This is a genomic window from Mycolicibacter senuensis, from assembly GCF_002101885.1.
Taxonomy (GTDB): Bacteria; Actinomycetota; Actinomycetes; order Mycobacteriales; family Mycobacteriaceae; genus Mycobacterium; species Mycobacterium senuense.
The window spans coordinates 1-19,354 of the sequence record NZ_LQPS01000037.1; the positions used below are offsets into that span (position 1 = coordinate 1).

Annotated in this window: 17 protein-coding genes; 9 read left to right on the forward strand and 8 right to left on the reverse strand. The window is 70.2% G+C overall.

Going from position 1 to position 19,354, the window contains the following annotated elements:
* Window positions 1-212 precede the first annotated feature (212 nt).
* Window positions 213-1,073: an SDR family oxidoreductase gene (locus AWC24_RS11355; protein ID WP_085085142.1), complete on the forward strand. Its 861-nt coding sequence runs from the start codon at window positions 213-215 to the stop codon at window positions 1,071-1,073.
* 11 nt (window positions 1,074-1,084) lie between these two features.
* Here the strand turns inward: AWC24_RS11355 and AWC24_RS11360 are convergent, their stop codons facing one another.
* The 4 genes from AWC24_RS11360 to AWC24_RS11375 are packed head-to-tail and all read right to left on the reverse strand — an operon-like array spanning window position 1,085 to window position 5,270.
* Window positions 1,085-2,011 carry a phytanoyl-CoA dioxygenase family protein gene (locus AWC24_RS11360; RefSeq protein WP_085084971.1) on the reverse strand — a complete coding sequence of 309 codons (927 nt, stop codon included), beginning with the start codon at window positions 2,009-2,011 and terminating at the stop codon, window positions 1,085-1,087.
* Window positions 2,008-3,078 carry a class I SAM-dependent methyltransferase gene (locus tag AWC24_RS11365; RefSeq protein ID WP_085084973.1) on the reverse strand — a complete coding sequence of 357 codons (1,071 nt, stop codon included), beginning with the start codon at window positions 3,076-3,078 and terminating at the stop codon, window positions 2,008-2,010. The genes AWC24_RS11360 and AWC24_RS11365 overlap by 4 nt, the downstream gene beginning before the upstream one ends.
* Window positions 3,079-3,114: 36 nt before the next feature.
* The gene (locus AWC24_RS11370; RefSeq protein WP_085084975.1) at window positions 3,115-4,530 is read right to left on the reverse strand and encodes a sensor histidine kinase; all 1,416 of its coding nucleotides are present in this window, start codon (window positions 4,528-4,530) and stop codon (window positions 3,115-3,117) included.
* Window positions 4,527-5,270: a response regulator transcription factor gene (locus AWC24_RS11375; RefSeq protein ID WP_085084977.1), complete on the reverse strand. Its 744-nt coding sequence runs from the start codon at window positions 5,268-5,270 to the stop codon at window positions 4,527-4,529. The genes AWC24_RS11370 and AWC24_RS11375 overlap by 4 nt, the downstream gene beginning before the upstream one ends.
* Window positions 5,271-5,473: 203 nt before the next feature.
* Between AWC24_RS11375 and AWC24_RS11380 the strand changes: the two genes are divergently transcribed.
* Entirely contained in the window at window positions 5,474-6,823 is a 1,350-nt protein-coding gene (locus tag AWC24_RS11380; RefSeq protein ID WP_085084979.1) for a PPE family protein, SVP subgroup, read from the forward strand.
* Between the two features lie 5 nt (window positions 6,824-6,828).
* Entirely contained in the window at window positions 6,829-8,229 is a 1,401-nt protein-coding gene (locus AWC24_RS23335) for a PPE domain-containing protein (protein ID WP_085084981.1), read from the forward strand.
* Between the two features lie 19 nt (window positions 8,230-8,248).
* On the opposite strand, the gene AWC24_RS11390 is transcribed toward AWC24_RS23335, so the two are convergent.
* Together AWC24_RS11390 and AWC24_RS11395 are read right to left on the reverse strand one after the other, a co-directional pair.
* Entirely contained in the window at window positions 8,249-9,004 is a 756-nt protein-coding gene (locus AWC24_RS11390; RefSeq protein WP_085084983.1) for an SOS response-associated peptidase, read from the reverse strand.
* 16 nt (window positions 9,005-9,020) lie between these two features.
* Complete coding sequence (locus tag AWC24_RS11395; RefSeq protein WP_085084985.1) at window positions 9,021-9,746, reverse strand: class I SAM-dependent methyltransferase; 726 nt, start codon at window positions 9,744-9,746, stop codon at window positions 9,021-9,023.
* An 89-nt stretch (window positions 9,747-9,835) separates the two neighbouring features.
* Between AWC24_RS11395 and AWC24_RS11400 the strand changes: the two genes are divergently transcribed.
* From AWC24_RS11400 to AWC24_RS23340, 4 genes are all read left to right on the forward strand, one after another.
* Entirely contained in the window at window positions 9,836-10,885 is a 1,050-nt protein-coding gene (locus tag AWC24_RS11400) for an MsnO8 family LLM class oxidoreductase (RefSeq protein ID WP_085084987.1), read from the forward strand.
* Between the two features lie 208 nt (window positions 10,886-11,093).
* Window positions 11,094-11,393, forward strand: a complete 300-nt coding sequence (locus tag AWC24_RS11405) for a PE family protein (RefSeq protein ID WP_085084989.1) — start codon at window positions 11,094-11,096, stop codon at window positions 11,391-11,393.
* Window positions 11,394-11,402: 9 nt separating this feature from the next.
* The gene (locus tag AWC24_RS11410) at window positions 11,403-12,587 is read left to right on the forward strand and encodes a PPE family protein (RefSeq protein ID WP_085084991.1); all 1,185 of its coding nucleotides are present in this window, start codon (window positions 11,403-11,405) and stop codon (window positions 12,585-12,587) included.
* Between the two features lie 16 nt (window positions 12,588-12,603).
* Entirely contained in the window at window positions 12,604-13,857 is a 1,254-nt protein-coding gene (locus AWC24_RS23340) for a PPE family protein (RefSeq protein ID WP_085085144.1), read from the forward strand.
* Between the two features lie 72 nt (window positions 13,858-13,929).
* On the opposite strand, the gene AWC24_RS11420 is transcribed toward AWC24_RS23340, so the two are convergent.
* The gene (locus tag AWC24_RS11420) at window positions 13,930-15,522 is read right to left on the reverse strand and encodes a serine/threonine-protein kinase (protein WP_207568317.1); all 1,593 of its coding nucleotides are present in this window, start codon (window positions 15,520-15,522) and stop codon (window positions 13,930-13,932) included.
* 241 nt (window positions 15,523-15,763) lie between these two features.
* On the opposite strand from AWC24_RS11420, the gene aroA reads away from it, so the two are divergent.
* Both aroA and rsgA read left to right on the forward strand, forming a co-directional pair.
* Window positions 15,764-17,056, forward strand: coding sequence for a 3-phosphoshikimate 1-carboxyvinyltransferase (aroA, locus tag AWC24_RS11425; RefSeq protein ID WP_085084995.1), 1,293 nt, complete (start codon window positions 15,764-15,766; stop codon window positions 17,054-17,056).
* Window positions 17,053-18,033: a ribosome small subunit-dependent GTPase A gene (gene rsgA, locus AWC24_RS11430; protein ID WP_085084997.1), complete on the forward strand. Its 981-nt coding sequence runs from the start codon at window positions 17,053-17,055 to the stop codon at window positions 18,031-18,033. Before aroA ends, rsgA begins: the two co-directional genes overlap by 4 nt.
* A gap of 17 nt (window positions 18,034-18,050) precedes the next feature.
* On the opposite strand, the gene AWC24_RS11435 is transcribed toward rsgA, so the two are convergent.
* Complete coding sequence (locus AWC24_RS11435; RefSeq protein WP_085084999.1) at window positions 18,051-19,310, reverse strand: fatty acid desaturase family protein; 1,260 nt, start codon at window positions 19,308-19,310, stop codon at window positions 18,051-18,053.
* Window positions 19,311-19,354: the final 44 nt, after the last annotated feature.

Below are 19,354 nucleotides of genomic sequence, written 5' to 3' on the forward strand. Positions count from 1 at the left end.
GGGCTGATGATGCCGACCCGCACGCGCACCAGAGCACAGGATCGGGCCTACCGGATCTGGCTGGAACGCAACCACAACCAGGCCCGCATCGCCACCCAAGCCACCCAAGCCGCCGAAGCCGCGAAACGACGCGCGCTCGCAGCCTGCAACGATCCACCGCCCTTCTAGCGCAGCGGACGGACCCGGCGGCGGTTAGGCATAGGGTGGTGTTCATGGCAAACGCAGCTCCGCTTCACGGCAAGACCATGTTCATCTCGGGTGCCAGCCGCGGCATCGGCCTGGCGATCGCCAAGCGGGCCGCGCGGGACGGCGCCAACATCGCGCTGATCGCCAAAACCGCCGCACCCCACCCGAAATTGTCGGGCACCGTCTACACCGCGGCCACCGAGATCGAGGAGGCCGGCGGGCAGGCGCTGCCGATCGTCGGCGACATCCGCGACGGTGACTCGGTGACCGGTGCGGTGGCGGCCACCGTCGAGCGGTTCGGCGGCATCGACATCTGCGTCAACAACGCCTCGGCGATCAACCTCGGGTCGATCCTCGAGGTTCCGCTGAAGCGCTTCGACCTGATGAACGGCATCGAGGTACGCGGCACCTACGCGGTGTCGCAGGCCTGCATCCCGCACATGATCGGCCGGGACAACCCGCACATCCTCACGCTGTCGCCGCCGATTCGCCTGGAACCGAAATGGCTCAAGCCCACCGCCTACATGATGGCGAAGTTCGGGATGACGCTGTGCGCGCTGGGTATCGCCGAGGAGTTGCGCTCGCACGGCATCGCGTCGAACACCCTGTGGCCGCGCACCCTGATCGCCACTGCCGCGGTGCAGAACCTGCTCGGCGGCGACGAGGCGATGGCCCGGGCCCGCACCCCCGAGGTCTACGCCGACGCCGCCTACGCGATCTTGACCAAACCGGCGACCGAATACACCGGCAACACGGTGCTGTGCGAGGACGTGCTGGTCGAATCGGGCGTCGCCGATCTCTCGGTCTATGACTGCGTGCCGGGCAGCGACCTGGGTGTGGACCTGTGGGTGGACACCGTCAACCCGCCCGGGTATGTGCAGCCGTAGCGCACGTCCGGTCAGAACGACGCGGCAGTTCCCACCGACGGCGAATCCCCCACCGGGGCGACGCCGGGCATGAAGCGCTCCACCAGCGAGGTGGCGATGGCGGCGACGTCGTCGCCGAGCGGGTACATGTGCCGATACTGCAGCACCTGTTTGCCGATCAGCCCGAGCCGTTCGCCGAACGTCGGCAGCCGACCCGGGTCGAGCAACGGCGTGTTGAACGCCGGCGAGTCGGCGCGCTGAAATTCGAACGCCGCGCTGATCCGCGGGGCTTCGCCCAGGCGGCTGCCCCGCCCGCCCCAGTGCAGCACCGCCTGGTTCCAGGCCATCAGGGTGCCGGCGGTGGCCGGCACGGCGCGGATGTCCTGCAGGTTGGAGACCAGGGTGTTGTCGGTGCCGTCCCAACGCCGCTGCCGGAACCGATCATCGAGATGGGCGGGCAGGAAGTACATGCACCCGTTGAGCGGGGTGGCGTCGCTGAACGGCAGCCACACCGTCAGGGTGTGCGGCGAGTTGTCGGCATCGAGCGTCGGCATCACCCGGTCGCGGTGCGGACCCCAGCCCGCCGCGCTCTCGTCAGGCTTGACGTGCCAGACCCAGAAGTCGGGCAACGCCCGATAACCGTCGCCGAGCACCGCCGTCAGGAACTCCGAAATCCCCTGGAACGCCAGCCATAACTGGTCGTAGACGAACACGAACGGCAACGGAATGCCGAGCTCGAACAGCGTCGCCACCGCGTCGCGCATCGGCGCGACCACCGTTTCCGGCAGTGCGCCGGGCACCCGGATGTAGCCCTCGCGCTTGAGGGTCACCAGCAACGGGTCGGTCTCACCGACCGCCGCGGGTACCGCAACGGCATCGCCGTCGATCGACAGCTGGGGGCACAGTGCGCTCCAGAAGTCCCGCCGTTGCGCGTCGGGGGCGGTCAACGTGGCGCTCATCGCGACATCGTAGCCTCGTCGGCTCCGGCAGGCTTGCGATAAACCAGCCAGCGCATCTCGATCGGGCAGGCGTTCGGTTTGACATCGAACACGTCCTGACCGCGGGTCCACTCGGCGTACCAACCGGTGGGCGGCCAGGCGCCCTCGGGCAGATGGGTCTTCTCGTAGTCGTGAACCGAGTCATCGGCGACCAGCTGCAGGCCCAACCCGTCGACCGCTGCGTGCATCTGGTCCCAGGTGAAGAGCATGTTGTAGCACTGCTGGCTCAGTTCGACGGCGGCCGCGTCGGGCAGATAGCCGTCCCGGGCCAAGAACACGTTGAACACCAGGCTCCCGCCCGGGGCCAACCGCCGGGCGGCCAGTTCGAACATGTCGCGCAGCTGCCGGGTGGTTCGGAAGTCCGGCGTGACCTCCGAGAGCACGATCAACCGGTAGTCACTGCCCAGTTCGTCGCCGGCGGTGAAGACGTCCCGTTGAATCACCCGGACGCCGAGTCCGTCGCGCTGCGCGTCCGCACGAATGTTGTCGGCGAACAGCGGCGTCATCTCGACCGCGTCCACCGGGTGCCCGCGCCGGGCCAGCGCCAGGCTGTTGCGTCCGGTACCGGCACCGATGTCGAGTACCCGGCAGTTTTGCGGATCGGCGGTCTCGCCGGCCAGCGCCCAGACGCGGGCATCGGGTTCGGTGCCGAACAAGGGCGGCTGGCGAAGCGCGACCCAGCTCTCGTACCCCGCTTCGATCGACTGCCATTCGGCCCGGACCCAGTAGTTCAGGACGTTGCCGATCGGCGCCTCATAGCTGATGACGATGTGCGACCGCGGCGAAGCCGCAAACGCCGCTTCCAACTCGGTCCGCAGCGCCTTCTGCAGGTGATCCCGTTGCTGGGCGTCCAGCGCGGTGCCCAGCGCTGCGAACATCGTCTCGCACATCCGGACGTACTCATCGAGCATGCCCGGAACCGCCGGCAGCTTGATGCGCCCGGTGGCCTCGGACCTGCGATACAGCCGCCGGGCCATGGCCTCGTGCAACATCGGCGAGCGATTCCACATCGGTGGCGAACTGTCCATCGCACCGTTGTACCCAATCTGCCAGGCATCTGCCAGCTATCGGCCGGAAACGGCCCGCAACGGCAGGGATAGCCGGAAACAGGCGCCACCTTCCTGCGGAACACAGCTCAGCCGGCCGCCGTGGGCGTCGGCCAGTGCCCGCGCGATCGGCAGACCCAGACCGGCGCCTCCGTGATCCCGGCCGCGAGCGCTGTCCAGGCGCACCAGTCGGTCGAAGATCCGCTCGGCGTCCTCGCTGCGCACCCCGATCCCGGTGTCGGTGACAGTCACCTCAACGCGCTCGCCGAGGCGCTCCACGTCGACGGTGATGCTCCCGCCGGGTGGGGTGTAGCGGCGGGAGTTGTCCAGCAGATTGGACAGGATCTGGGCCAGTCGGGTCGGATCGGCCCGGACGGACACGGCGTCCATCCCGGTGCGGCCCAGGTGCAGTTGCGGCGCCAGCAACGCCGCCCGCTCCAACTGGGTCTCGACGATGCCGACCAGATCGACGTCTTTGAGTTCCAGGGGCAGCCCGGCGTCGATATAGCTCAGGTCGAGCATGTCGGTGACCAGTCGGGTGGCGCGGCGGGCCTCGGTGAGCAGCATGGTGGCGCGGCGGTGCTGGCGCAGCACTTCGGGCTCGACGGTGTCCAGCCCGACATCCTGCCCGACATCCTGGCCGACATTGCCGGCGATCTGCTCGGCGGCGGCCTGCATGCCGGCGATCGGGGTGCGCAGCTCGTGGGCGGCATCGGCGAGGAATCGCCGGACCGCGGCCTCGGCGCGCCGGGCAGCCTCGGCGGCTCGCTGGGCGCGCTTCTCGGAATCCTCCAGCTCGTCGAGCATGTCGTCGAAAGCACTTGCCGCGCGGCCGAGTTCGGTTCTCGGACGGTCGGGACGCAGCCGTCTTCCGCGGTCGCCGGTGGTGATGTCACGGGCCAGATCGGTGAGCCGATCCAGCGGTGCGAGCATGGCCCGGCTCACCCCGGCCAACAGGATCGACGCGATGAGCAGGATCGCCAGTCCGGCGCCGACCATCAGGCGCCGCAACCGGCTCAGCGTCTCGGCGGCCTCGGTGGTGTCGGCGACCAGAATCACCCGTCCGCCGTCGCCCAGCGGATGCACCAGGACCGTCGAGGTGTCGTCGGGCTCCAGCGGCGGGGGCGGCAATCTCGACCCGGTGGTCGCGTCCGGCTCGATCGCAGGGTCGCCGTAGCTGGACCCGTCCACGGCGACCACGAGTGCACTGACGATGCCGCCGTTGAGTTGATCGGCCAGTTGTTCTGGCGAAATACCGAGTGCGACGAGGGAATCCGCGCGCTGGGTGGCAACCGCCAGCCGCTCGTGCAGGCTGCGATTCTCCAGCGCGGTGAGCGTGGCGTTGATCACCAGCCCCATGGTCAGCATCAACACGGCCAGCAGCGCGACCACCATCACCGTCAAACGCCGGCGCAATGACGGTGTGGCGGTCATGATGCCGACAGCTGCAGCCGGTAACCGATCCCGCGCACGGTGTGCAGGATCCGCGGCCCGTGCGTTTCCAGCTTCTGCCGCAACCCGCTGATGTGGACCTGTACCAGGTTGGGATCGTAGGCCTCATATCCCCACACCGCATTGAGGATCTGTGCGCTGCTGACGATGCGGCCACGTTGTTCCACCAGGTAGACGAGCACCCGCAGCTCGGTCGCGGTCAACCCAAGCGGGGCCCCCGAGCGGGAAGCCACCCCGGCGTCGACGTCGACCATCAGATCGCCGAACTGCACGGCCGACGGCAGCCGGCCCCGCCGGCGCAGCACCGCACCGACCCGCGACACCAGTTCGGCCAGCTCGAACGGCTTGACCACGTAGTCGTCGGCGCCGCTGTCGAGGCCGTGCAGCCGGTCGGGCAGTCCGTCACGCGCGGTGAGCAGCACCACCCCCACCTCACCCCAGCGCAGGATCACCTCCATCAGGTCGAACCCGTCGCGGCCCGGCAACATCACATCGAGCACCACCAGATCCGGCCGGAAGCCGTCCAGCACCTCCTCGAGCCCGCTGCCGTCGGGCTGGGCTTCGGTCAGATAGCCGGCGTCGGCCAGCGCCTCGCTGACCATCTCGCGGATCGTCTCGGAATCCTCCACCACCAGCACCCGCGGCGTCCCCACGCTGAAGGTCTCGGCGCCGCGCGCCGAGGGATTACCGCCTCGCCGATCGGCGGACCGCGAATCGGCCATGGTCCATTGATAACACCGCCGCGCCCGGATTGGGGAGCTTCCGCAGGCCGGTTCTCGTCGACCGGCGGCATCTTCAGGTTCACTTCAAGTTCACCATCTAGCGTCGCCGTTACTCGGTCAGTGCTGCGTCCGCGCGGCGGCCGGAGCGACCCCGAAGATTCAGGAGGCATCATGACGCCTGTCACTAACGGGTCTGGCTAGCAATGGATTTCGCAACACTTCCACCAGAGATCAACTCAGCCCGGATGTACACCGGGGCCGGTGCCGGGCCGCTGCTGGCCGCCGCCACCGCCTGGAGTGCCCTGGCCGCCGAACTGAACACCGCCGGCGTGGCCTATGAATCGATGATCGACGAGCTGTCCGGCGGCTGGGCCGGACCCAGCGCCACCGCGATGGCCACCGCCGCCATGCCCTACGCGCAGTGGATGCACGCCACCGCGGCACAGGCCGAACACGCTGCGTCACAGGCCAGAACGGCAGCCGCCGCTTACGAATCCGCGTTCGCCATGACGGTCCCTCCCCCGCTCGTCACCGCCAACCGCGCCCAGCTGATGACCCTGCTGGCCACCAACTATCTGGGCCAGAACACCGCCGCGATCGCAGCCACCGAAGCCCACTACGCCCAGATGTGGGCCCAGGACGCGACCGCGATGTACGGCTACGCAACGACCTCCGCGGCGGCCTCCCGGCTCACCCCGTTCACGCAGGCACCGCCCACCACCAGCCCCGCCGGCGCCGCCAACCAGGCCGGCGCGGTCGGGCAGGCGACCGCCACCGCCGCCGGAAACCAGGCCAACACCGTGGCCGCTGCGGTCACCCAGACCTTGCAGGGCCTCGCCGCCCCGGGCTCGGCCGCGGCCGGTACGAACGCGTCGCTGATGAGTTCCATCGGTTCGGCGGCGGCGCTCGAGCCGGGTCTGGCGGCGTCCTACGCGGCGCTGGCAGCCAGCCTGTTCGGTACGTTCGTCATCGACTCCGCCGGCACGTTCGGCGTCGACGCGGCCGGTTCCTTCGGCATCGACCTGATCGGCATCGGCGAGATCGAGAGCGAACTGCTCCCGGAGATGGCGCTGGCCAGCGCGGTGACCCCGGTCAGCGCCGAACTGGGCGAGGCCGCCACGCTCAGCGGGCTGTCGGTACCGCAGACCTGGGCCACCACCGCCCCGACCACCACGGTGATTCAGCAGGTGGGCGGGGCCTTGCCGACGGCCGCCGAAGAAGCCGTGCCGGCCGCGGCCGGGTCCACCGCGCTGCCGTTGGCCGCGATGGCCGCCGCCGGGCTGGCCGGCCGGGCCACCGCCGGCGCCGGGCGGGGCCGCGGCGGCGCCGCGACCGCCAGGGCGAGCACGAAGGCAACCGCCACGCGGCCGGCCCGCCCGGTCGTCAAGCAACGCGCCCCGGTCGGGAAGCCGGAGTCGCCACCGGCACGACCGTTGAACGGGCCGATCACCCGGATCTCCGGCGAACTGCGGGAGTTGGCCGAGCTGCGCGACGCCGGCATCCTCACCGAAGACGAGTTCGCCGAAGAGAAACGGCGCCTACTCGGCCGGTAACACCCATGGATTTCGCGTTCTTACCGCCGGAGATCAACTCGGGCCGGATGTATGCCGGCGCGGGTGCCGGTCCGCTGCTGGCGGCGGCATCGTCGTGGGATGCCCTCGCCGCCGAATTGAACACCGCGGGCCTTGCCTACGAATCGGTGCTGACCGAACTGTCGTCCGGCTGGGCCGGGCCCAGCGCCGCCGCCATGGCCGCGGCCGCCGCGCCGTATGTCCATTGGATGCGTAGCGCCGCGATCCAGGCCGAAGAGACCGCCATCCAGGCCAGGGCCGCCACCGCCGCGTACGAGGCCGCGTTCGCCATGACGGTGCCGCCACCGGTCATCGCCGCCAACCGCAGCCTGTTGATGACCCTGGTCGCGACCAATTTCCTGGGGCAGAACAGCGCCGCGATCGCGGCCACCGAAGCGCACTACGCCCAGATGTGGGCCCAGGACACCACCGCCATGTCCGGCTACGCCGCCGGAGCCGCAGCAGCAACCCGGCTCGATCCGTTCGGCCAGCCGCCGCCCACCACCAACCCCGCCGCGGGCGCCGCCCAGGCCGCCGGAATGGGTAAAGCCGTGGGTCACGCCACCGGAATCGGCAAGACCCTGGGTCACGCCACCGGCGTCAAATCCGTGGGTCACGCCACCGGACTGGGTAAAGCCGTGGGGCAGGCCGCCGCCACCGCCGCCGAGGGCCAGGGTGAGGGCCTTCTCGCCGGGGTCACCCCGGCCCTGCCGAATTCCACCCTGCCGACCGCCGTCGGTTCGTCGACGGGCGCTTCGGCGCTGGCCGGCGTCATCGGGCCGCTCACCGCCGCGGCAGCGTCCAGCGCACACACCATCGAGCTCGTCGACGCCGGTCTCGAGGTCGTCGTCGACTCGATAGGCACCTTCGGCATCGACGCCCTCGGTTCGTTCCTGATCGATCCGCTCGGCGTCTTCGGGGTGACCGAGGAACTGTTCCGGGCCGCGATGTCCGGTGCGTTGCCGATAACGGCCAGCATGGCCTCGGCGGCCTCGATCAGCGGCCTGTCAGTGCCGCTGGCCTGGGCATCGGCGGTGCCATCGGTGATCGGGCAGGTCGGAGTCTCGCTGGCCTCGGCCGGTAGCTCCGCCGCCCCGGCCATCGCCGGTGAGACGGTGGTCCCCGCCGCGGGGATGGCCGCGGCCGGCTTGGCGGGCCGGGCCAGCGCGGGTGCCACCCGCGGCCACCGCGTCCCGACCACCGGCTCCACCACGCCGCGGCCCCGCGAACAGCAGCCGAACGAGCTGCCGGAGCTGACGCCGGAATCGGCGTTCGGTCTGCTGATGGGGGCCGACATCGAACTGCGTGAGCTTGCCGAGTTGCGCAACGCCGGCGTGCTCACCGATGAGGAATACGCCGCCGAGAAGCGGGCCCTGGTCGGTCACTGACGGCACCGCCGGTGCGCGGCTACAGCAGGTAGCCCTGCTCGGGCTGCGGCGCGGCGGCCGCGATCAGCTCCGGTCCGTTGTTGCGCACGCTGTTGACCAGCGTCGAAACCTCACGCAACACGATGCCCGACACGTCCGGTGGGCGGGTCAGCAGCTCGGTGTCGACCGGTGCGTCCGGGTCCAGCCAAGTGTCCCAACTATTCTCGGGCAACAGCAGTGGCATCCGATCGTGAATGCCGGCGATCTCTCCGACCGCTCCGGTGGTGATGATCGTGACACTGAGCAGCGGGTCCGACCGAGGGCCGCCTCGCCAGACCGACCACAGGCCGGCCGCGAACAGCAGCTCGCCATCACCGTGGATGAAAAACGGTGTCTTGCGCGCCTTCTTCGCGCCGGATCCGGCGGGTTCGGCGCGCCACTCGTAGAAGCCGTCCATCGGAACCAGGCAGCGCCGGCGTTCGGCGGCGGAGCGGTAGGCCGGCGAGGTGGTCAGCTTGTCGGCGCGGGCGTTGATCAGTAGCGGGCCACCGCTCACCGGGGCGCCGTCGGGGCCGGCTTTGGTCCACGGCGGCACCAGGCCCCACCGCATCGACCGGACCCGGCGGGTCGGCTCATCGTCGGGATCGGTGTGGCGGCTGACCACGGCCGCGACGGCGTCGGTCGGTGCCACGTTGTAGTCCGGTCCCCGATCAGCGTCCGCCGGAACCTCGTTGATCGCCCCGATCCGCTCGGCCAGCAGCGCCGGATCGGTGGTTACCGCGAAGCGCCCGCACATGTCTTCATGGTGGCAGCTAGTCGAGGCGGGTGGCGGTCACGGCCCAAAACGGCATGTGCACCACGTTGTCCTCGAGCAGCGGTTGCAGGTAGGCGAACCGCTCGGCCAGCGCGCGAACGCCGTCCAGCAGATCTTCACGGCCGAGCGCCTCCATCACCGTGATCATCTCGGTGAAGGAGTTGGGGTCGAAGGTGCCCTGATAGGTGGTGGGGCCGATGTGGTCGATCCGCCAGCCGGCCTCGGCGAGCAACGGCCCGAAACGCTCGGGCGACAGCCCGTCCAGTTGCCAGCCGTTGACGTTGTGGCGTCCGGCCTCGAACATGTACAGCCGCGCTTGCGGTTTGGTGGCCCGGTGCAGGCTGCGGGCATACCGCAGCTGGGTCTGCTCGTCGTCCTGGAACACGTGGTAGAACGCGCTGTCGACGACCGTGTCGAAACGGCCGTCGAACCCGGCGAGGTCGACCGCGTCGGCCACCTGGAAGTTCACCGTCACCCCGGCCGCCGCGGCGTTGCGCTGCGCCAGCGCAATGGCGGCCGGTGACAGGTCGATCCCGGTCGTCGGATAGCCCTGCGACGCATAGTGGATCGCATGGTGTCCCGGCCCGGTGCCGGGATCGAGCACCTCACCGCGCAGCGCGCCGTAGGCCACCAGTTGCTGCACCACCGGCTGCGGGCGGCCGATGTCCCAGGGCTCGGGCGGGCCCGCGGCCGGTTCGCCGGCGAACTCGGCGTCGCTGCTCATCGGCCCACTGTGCGTGACCGAAGTTAACGAAACCGGAACGCCGGGTTACCGGCGTCGGTCCCCGAGCCGGGAATGGCAAGATCGCCGATGTGCGTCTCTCAGTCCTCGACCTAGCGCCGGTACGGACCGACCAGTCCAGTCCTGATGCGCTGGCGGCGACCATTCGGCTCGCGAAGCTGGCCGACAGCCTGGACTACACCCGGTACTGGGCCGCCGAGCACCACAACCTCCCCTCCGTCGCGGCGACCAACCCGGCGGTGCTGGTCGCGATGCTCGCGGCCGCAACCTCACGACTGCAGGTGGGCGCAGGCGGGGTGATGCTGCCCAACCACGCGCCACTGGCGGTGGCCGAACAGTTCGCGCTGCTGGAGGCCGCCCACCCCGGCCGCATCGACCTGGGCATCGGGCGCGCCCCAGGCGCCGACCCGGTTGCGTCGACGGTGCTGCGCAGCGGCCGCGACGACAGCGTCGTCGACCAGTTCCCCGATCACCTCGATGACGTGATCGCCCTGCTGGGACCCGCCGGGGTGTCGGTGCAGCTGACCGATCGCAACTATGTGCTCAAGTCGACACCGCGCGCACTGACCACGCCGCGGGTCTTCGTGCTGGGCTCGTCGGTGCACTCGGCCGGGGTCGCCGCGGCCAAGGGGCTGCCCTATGTGTTCGGCCACCACCTGTTCGGCGAGCAGACCGCCGAGGCACTGGCGTACTACCGGTCGGAGTTCGTGCCGAGCGAGCTGGCCACCGAGCCGACGGTGTTCCTGACCGTCAACACCGTTGTCGCCGAAACACACCAGGAGGCAACGGCTTTGATACTTCCGTACCTGCACATGCAGGCGCGGACCTCCACCGGCCATCCACCGGCGCCCGTGCCGCTCGTCGAGGAGGCCCAGCAAACCCCGCTCACCCCGGAGCAGCACCGGATCGCCCAAGCCGAACTGGCGCGTGCGGTGGTCGGAACACCCGCGGAGGCGCTGGCGCAGCTGCGTGAGCTCGCCGCCCGGTTCGGCGTGGACGAACTGATGCTCAACCCGGTCGCCTCGGCCCGGCAGGGTGCCGATCCCGCCGCCTCGCCCGGCCGTGAATCGACCCTGGAATTGGTGGCCGGCGCCCTGCCGCACAAGGTGAACGAAAAGTGACGGCAAGGCAACATCGGCGGGCCGCTGGGTGAATGATTCGGGTGCCGTTCCGAACGGTCGATGAACAACTGCTGACACTCTCCGAAAAGCCCGCCTCCCGACTGGGTTTCAGGGTTCAGGTCGCTTAGCGTCGGAGCTGCGCCCAACCGCGCACGCGATTCGCAACCTGGCGATCGCGGATCACGATGAACTTCGATGAGGAGCGTTCATGTCGTTCGTCACCACGCAGCCCGAGGCACTACTGGCTGCGGTCGCCAACCTGCGGGCCATCGGTTCGTCGCTGGCCGCCCACAGTGCCGCAGCCGCCAGCCCCACCACTGGTGTGGCGCCGGCGGCCGCTGACGAGGTTTCCGCGCTGACGGCAGTTCAGTTCGCCAATCACGGGCAGTCCTACCAGGCGGTGAGCGCCCAGGCCGTGGCCGTCCACGAACTGTTCGTCCAGGCACTGAGCAACGGCGCCAACGCCTACGCCGCGACCGAGGCTGCCAACGCAGCCGCGGCCGGTTAGGCGACGGCCATGAATTATCTTTCCCTGCCGCCGGAGGTCACCTCCACGTTGATCTACTCCGGGCCCGGCTCGCAGCCGATGGTGGTGGCGTCCTCAGCCTGGAGTTCGCTGGCCGCGGAGCTGAAATCGATTGCTGCCCAGTACCGGGCGGTCATCGGTCAGCTGACCTCGGAGGAATGGCTCGGGCCGGCCTCGGCGACGATGGTCACCGCGGTCACGCCCTACGTGAACTGGATGGAGCTCACCGCCGCGCAGGCCGAGCAGGCCGCCACCCAGGGTCGCGCCGCCGCCGCCGCCTACGAGTCGGCACACGCTCAGACGGTGCCGCCGGTGGCCGTCTACGCGAACCGCGAGCTGCTCGACGAATTGGTCACCACCAACATCCTCGGGCAGAACACCCCGTCGATCGCGGCCACCGAGGCCGAGCACGGCGAGATGTGGGCGCAGGACACCATGGCGATGTCCGGCTATCACGCCCAGTCCAGCGCGGCCACCCAGCTCAACGAGTTCGCCCCGCCGCCGAACCCGACCAACCCGGGCGGCGAGACCGCCACCGGGAACGCGGCGACGGGGCAGGCGGCGAGGGCGTCCAGCGCCTTGCAGAACCTGTTCCGCCCGATGTCGGCCGAGAGCACGGGCAGCCCCGCGGGGGACATCCTCGACGACCCGAACTACCAGTTGGGCGACGAGGCCATAAGCATGGCCACCGGTCAGATCACCATGCACTCGAACAACCTCTGTGCGGTCTGGCGTGGTATGAGCGGTCTCACCGGGCTGCAGAAGATGTTCGCCGATGGGGCGAAGGACGCTGCCAAGGCCGCCTCCGGCGCCGCCGACGCCGCCAAGGGCGCCGCTTCGGGTGCCGCCGGAGCCGCCTCCGGCGCCGCCTCAGGTGCCGCCAGCGCCGCCTCGGGTGCTGCTGGTTCGATCGGCAACCTGTCGGTTCCCCCCGCTTGGGCGCCGCCGACAGCGCCGTTGAGCGCGCTGGGGCCGGTATCGGGCGGCACGTGGCAGCCGATCGGCGGCGCTGCCGGGAGCGGAATCCTCGGCAACACACCGATGGCGCCCCCGATGGGGATGGCCGGCATGCCGGCGGGTGCCGCGGGTGCGGCCGGAGCCGGCTTCAAGGGGTTCGGCGCACCGCGCTACGGAACTCCGTTGACAGTCATGCCGCGTCGTCCGTTCGGCGGATAGACCGAGGAGCTCAGTGATCGACTACGGGGCGCTGCCGCCGGAGGTCAATTCCGCACGCATGTACGTCGGAGCCGGCTCCGGTCCGCTGTTGGCAGCTGCGGGGGCCTGGGATGTCCTGGCCCAGGAGTTGAGCATCACCGCCGCTGCGGTGCACATGACCATCACCGACCTGACCAGTGGTCCGTGGCGGGGGCCGTCGGCAACCGCCATGGCGGCCGCCGCGCTGCCCTACACCACCTGGTTCCAGACCACCGCCGCGCAAGCCGAGCAGGCGGCCCTGCAGGCCAAGGCCGCGGCGGCCGCCTACGAAGCCGCGTTCGCCATGACCGTGCCGCCGCCGGCGGTGCTGGCCAACCGGGTCCAGCTGATGACGTTGGTCGCCACCAACTTCTTCGGTCAGAACACCCCGGCGATTGCGGCGAATGAAGCCCAGTACGCGGCGATGTGGGCGCAGGACGCCGCGGCGATGTACACCTACGCCGGTGGTTCGGCGGCAGCCACGCAGCTGTCGGAGTTCACCTCGCCGCCGCAGCTCACCAATCCGGCCGGGTCCGCCGAACAGGCGGCCGCGACCGGCAACGCTGCGGGGAACTCGGCGGCGACGCAGGCGTTGCACCAGTCGCTCGCCCAGGCCGGCACCGCCAGCGGGACGCCCACCACCCCGGGCACCCCGGTGCCACCGGGCACCGCGCCGCCCGGAGAACCGGTGTCGCCGCTGACCGCGTTCCTGCAGAGGTTCGTCGATGCGATGAAGCCACTCGACGGCATGCGGGGCAACCCCCTGCTGCCGACGCGGTACATGCATCCGGCCGGTGAGGTTTTCAAAGGCTGGCAGCACGCGGGCTCCGGCCCTGCCGGTGTGCGCACGTTCCTGGCCGACTCGGCGAAGGCCGCCGAGGAAGCGGCCAAGAGCGCCGGCTCCGCCGCCACCCGCACGTCGGGTTTCACTCCCGCGGCGCCGTCCGCCGCGGTGGGCCGGGGTATCCAGCTCGGCGCGTTGTCCGTGCCGCAGAGCTGGCCCGTCGCCCCGAGTGGGGCCAATCAAGCTGCGGCGACGCTGGTGTCCCGGATGGCCGCGTCCAGCGGCGCCGCGGCTTCGGAGGCCGGAGCGATGCCCCGCGGCGCCGGTATGGGCAGTATGGCGGGCCTGGCGGCTCTGCCCGCGGCCGCCGCCGGTGCCGGTGGCGGTGGCGGGGTCAGCGGTTTCCGCTTCGTTCCGCGCTACGGCTACCGCCACCGCGTCATGAACCGCCCGCCCAGCGCCGGGTAAGCGCCACCGCTACCCGACCGCCGGGCCGCGCACGACAAGCGGCAGCAGGACCTGACGGCAGCGGCGGAAAGCTCAGGCCGGTTTGGCGGGTTTGACGGGTGCGCCGGTGTCGACGGCGCCGACGACCTCCTTCGGCGCATCGCCGAATCGACTGGCCACCACCGGAACCCAGATCTGGGCGCCGCGCTGGGAGCATTCGTTGGTGTCGACGGTGGCGACCATCGCACCGTGCATCACGCCCGGGATGGTCGGTGACAGCGTCAGCACCTGCGTGGTGGTGTGGGTGCCCACCCGCCCGTCGGGGGCCATGCACGGCCCCTCCAGCTGCTGCGGCTCGGACCGCCAGGTCTCGTTGGCGTATTCGAGCATCATCCGGGTGCCGCCGTCGGGCAGCGTCGCCGCTTTCCGGTGATCCTTCTGGTCGAGCATCGTCGCCGAGGCGGTGCACGCCTTCTCGTCGCAGGACGTGCGGACCGCCCACCAGGTACTCACGTTGGGCGGGTGCGGGTTGGGGACGCCGTTGTACTTCTCCCCCGCCCGGTTGGCGTCCACCCGGTAGGTCCCGTCGAACTCCGGCGCCTTGACCGGCGGCACCACCGCGGCGGCCGGCTCGCCACCGGCGGCGGCGGTCGTCTCGGCCTGCTCGTCGCCCAGCATGCGCGGGACGACGGTCGCCACCGAGCCGACCAGCACCAGCGCCAGCGGCACGACGACGGCAGGCCGGGCCAGTGTCGCCAGCCGGCTCCGCGGCGCCGAGCGCGGCACCGCTCGCGGAATACCCCGGACGACGGTGCTGGCGACGTCGGGAGCGTCCATCGCGTCCGGATCGCCCAGCCGCTCGGCCAGCGCCGCGACGAAATCCGAACAGGTGCGGAACCGCTCGGCGGGATCTTTGGCCAGCGCCGCGGCCAGCACGTCGTCGAGTTCTTCCAACTCGGGGCGCTGCGCGCTCAGCGGCGGCGGCGGGGTGTTCAGGTGGTGGCTGATGACGGTCACCGGGTTGTCGTGCTGGAACGGCGGCGTACCGGTGAGCATCTGGAAGGCGGTGGCGGCCAGCGCGTACTGATCGGCGTACTGCAGCGCCTCGGCGCCCATCAGTTGCTCCGGCGCGGCGTAGGCGACGGTGCCGATCGCCAGATTGCTCGCGGTCAACCCGGTGGGGCCGCTCAGCTGCCGGGCGATGCCGAAGTCGGCCAGCACGGCGGTCAGTTCGCCGGTGTCCGATTCGGTCACCAGGATGTTGCTGGGTTTCACGTCGCGGTGCACCACGCCTTGCCGGTGCGCGTAATCGAGCGCGTCGGCGATGGTCGCGACGATCGGGAGGACGGCCTCAGGGGGCATACCGGCCGGGAACCTGCGGGTGATCAGCTCCGCGAGACTCTCGCCGTCGACGTACTCCATGGCGATCCACAATCGTCCCCGGTACTCACCGCGATCGTGCACCCGCACGATGTTCGGGTGATCCAGCACCGCGGCGGCTTCGGCTTCCCGACGGAAGCGCTCCTCGTACTCGTCGTCAGCGCTCAGCGACCGGCGGAGAACCTTCAGCGCATCACGGCGCGGGAGCCGGGGGTGCTGAGCGAGGTAGACCTTGCCCATCCCGCCGGCACCCAACAGTTTGAGGATGGTGTACTCAGCAAAAATTGAGCCCGCTGCCAGAGCCATGCCGCGATGGTAACGATCCCGGGTGAACGGCTGGGTGCTGCAAAGCGGCCAAACGGCAAAGAACGCGCCCAGCACACCGCGGCACGCCGGGTTTATGCGGCGCTCCCAGCTTCGCCTCTCCTCCGTCGAGCCTCGCTGAACCACCGTTTCATGCGGCGCTCCCAGCTTCGCCTCTCCTCCGTCGAGCCTCGCTGAACCACCGAATACCAGCGCCGGAGCCAAACGCTGGCAGGATGAAACCGTGACGACTTGGCCGGCACCGACCACCACCACCCCTGTCGACGCCACGGTCACCGTGCCGGGGTCGAAATCCCAGACCAACCGGGCGCTGGTGCTGGCGGCGCTGGCGGCCGCGCGCGGCGGCGGGGTCTCCACCCTCGCCGGGGCGCTGCGCAGCCGCGACACCGACCTGATGCTCGACGCGCTGCGAGCCTTGGGCCTGCGGGTCGAGGCGGTGGCCCACCAGGTGACCGTCAGCGGCGAGATCGACCCCGAGCCGGACACCTGGCTGAACTGCGGCCTGGCCGGCACCGTGCTGCGATTCGTACCGCCGCTGGCCGCGCTGGGCACCGCCACCGTGACCGTCGACGGCGACGAGCAGGCCCGGGCTCGGCCCATCGCTCCGCTGCTGGATGCGATGCGCGGCCTGGGCATCGCGGTCGACGGTGACACCCTGCCGTTCACGATCAAGGGCACCGGGTCCGTCGCCGGCGGCACCGTGGAGATCGACGCCTCGGCGTCCTCACAATTCGTTTCCGGCCTGCTGCTGGCCGCGGCGGCATTCGACGACGGTCTGACCGTGGTGCACACCGGCGCGTCGCTACCGTCGGCGCCGCATATCGCGATGACCGTCACGATGCTGCGCCAGGCCGGGATCGACATCGACGACACCACCGGCAACCGCTGGCGGGTGTCGCCGGCCACCGTGGCGGCCCGGCACTGGGAGATCGAGCCGGACCTGTCCAACGCCACCCCATTTATGGCCGCGGCCGTGGTCACCGGCGGCGAGGTGCGCATCACCGACTGGCCCACCGCCGGCGTTCAGCCTTCCGGCACCGTCATCGACATCTTCGGCAGGACCGGCGCGACGATCCGCCAGACCGATTCACAGCTGCAGGTACAGGGGCCACCCAGCTATGCCGGATTCGACGTCGACCTGCGAACGGTCGGCGAACTCACCCCGACCGTGGCCGCGCTGGCCGCACTGGCGGCACCGGGATCGGTGTCGCGACTGAGCGGTATCGCGCACCTGCGCGGGCACGAGACCGACCGGCTGGCGGCGTTGACCACCGAGATCAACCGGCTGGGCGGCGACGCCGTCGAAACGCCCGACGGCCTGATCATCACCGCGGCGCCACTACACGGCGGAACCTGGTGCTCCTATGCCGATCACCGGATGGCCACCGCAGGCGCGATCATCGGCCTGCGGGTGGCCGACGTCGACGTGGAGGACATCGAGACCACCGCCAAGACCCTGCCCGCGTTCCCCCGGATGTGGGCGGACATGCTGGCCGATTCGGGTTCGAGCGCTTGAAGCCCGGCGACTACGACGAATCCGACGTCAAGGTCCGTTCCGGCCGCGGCTCCCGGCCGCGCACCAAGATCCGCCCCGAACACGCCGACGCCCGGTCGGCCATGGTGATCAGCGTCGACCGCGGCCGCTGGGGGTGCGTGCTGGACGGCGAGCCGGACCGCCAGATCACCGCGATGCGCGCCCGGGAACTGGGCCGCACGCCGATCGTCGTCGGCGATGACGTCGACGTCGTCGGCGACCTGTCCGGCCGGCCCGACACGCTGGCCCGCATCGTCCGGCGCGGCCCCCGGCGAACGGTGTTGCGCCGCACCGCTGATGACACCGACCCGACAGAACGGGTGGTGGTCGCCAACGCCGACCAGTTGCTGATCGTGGTGGCCCTGGCCGACCCGCCGCCGCGCACCGGCCTGGTCGAGCGGACGCTGATCGCCGCCTACGCCGGCGGGCTGGTGCCGATTCTGTGCCTGACCAAGACGGACTTGGCCGATCCGGAGCCGTTCGCCGGCCAGTTCGCCGACCTGGATCTCACCGTGGTCACCGCAGGGCGTGACGATCCGCTGGACGCGGTGGCGCCGCTATTGCAGTCCCACGTCACGGTGCTGCTGGGTCACTCCGGGGTGGGCAAATCGACGTTGGTGAATCGCCTTGTCCCGCAAGCCGGCCGAGCGGTCGGGCAGGTCACCGACATCGGCCGGGGGCGGCACACCTCCACCCAGTCGGTGGCGCTGCGGCTGGCCGGATCCGGCTGGGTGATCGACACCCCCGGCATCCGTTCGTTCGGCCTGGCCCACATCGCGCCCGACGATGTACTCATGGCGTTCTCCGACCTCGCCGAGGCGATCACCGAATGTCCGCGCGGCTGTGGGCATCTGGGGCCGCCGGCCGACCCGGAGTGCGTCCTGGATGCGCTCTCCGGACCCGCTGCACGGCGGGTCACCGCCGCGCGACACCTACTGTCCACGCTCCGCGAGGGTTAGCGCGCCACAACCGGAGGTCAGGCGGCCAGGCCGGCCTGCTTGTCGCGCCGCCAACTCCGCACGGTCGAGATCGCGGTCTTGAGCCCGCGACGCCGGCCGGTCACCGGGTCGGCTCCGGTCGACCCCGGGCCCAGCTCGGCGAACATCCGCTCGCTGCGAGTCTCCGGGGCGTCATCGGCGGTGTCACGCAGGAATCGGTCCGGCAGCGACAGTTTGGCGATGGTGCGCCAGGTCTTGCCGTACTGCACCAGGAAGGGGCCCGAGGTGTAGGGCAGGTCGTAGCGCTCGCAGATCTCGCGCACCCGCACCGCGATCTCGGGGTAGCGGTTGCTGGGCAGGTCCGGGTACAGGTGGTGTTCGATCTGATGGGACAGACTGCCGCTGAAGAACCGCATCGGCTGCCCGGCGTCGATGTTGGCACTGCCCAACAACTGCCGCAGATACCAATGGCCGCGCGTCTCCCCGTCCATGTCGGTCTTGGTGAATTTCTCTGCGCCGTCCGGGAAGTGACCGCAGAAGATGATCGCGTTGGACCACACGTTGCGGATCACGTTGGCGATCGCATTGGCCTTCAGCGTCGAACCGAACGTCGCGCCGGGCGACAGCGCGGTCAGCGCCGGGAACGCGACGTAGTCCTTGAACAACTGCCGACCGGCTTTGGCGGCGAACTCCCGCAGCCGCACCAGCGTCGCCGCACGATCGCTTCGGCCCATGAAGATCTTGCCGACCTCCAGGTGCTGCAAGGCGACTCCCCACTCGAACCCGACCGCCAGCATCGTGTTGTAGAACAGGTTGAACAGGTTGAAGCGCTTCCAGGGCGCGTCACGAGTGACCCGCAGCAGGCCGTAGCCGACGTCGTCGTCCATCCCGAGGATGTTGGTGTACTTGTGATGCTGGAAGTTGTGGGTGAAGCGCCAGTGCTTGGACAACCCCGCCATGTCCCACTCCCAGCCGCTGGAGTGGATCTCCGGGTCGTTCATCCAGTCCCACTGGCCGTGCATGACGTTGTGGCCGATCTCCATGTTCTCGATGATCTTGGCGACGCCCAGCGTCGCGGTGCCGGCCCAGCGGACCGAGCGTCGCGAGCCGGCGGCCAGCATCACCCGGCCGGTCACCTCGAGCACCCGCTGCGCGGCGATGGTGCGACGGATATAGCGGGCGTCACGCTCACCGCGGGATGCCTCGATGTCACGGCGGATCTCGTCGAGCTCAGCGGCGAGATTCTCCACATCGGCGTCGCTGAGATGCGCGAACACCTCGACGTCGGTTACCGCCATCGAACCGCCTTTCGGGCACGTGATACCAAAACTTTAGACCTACG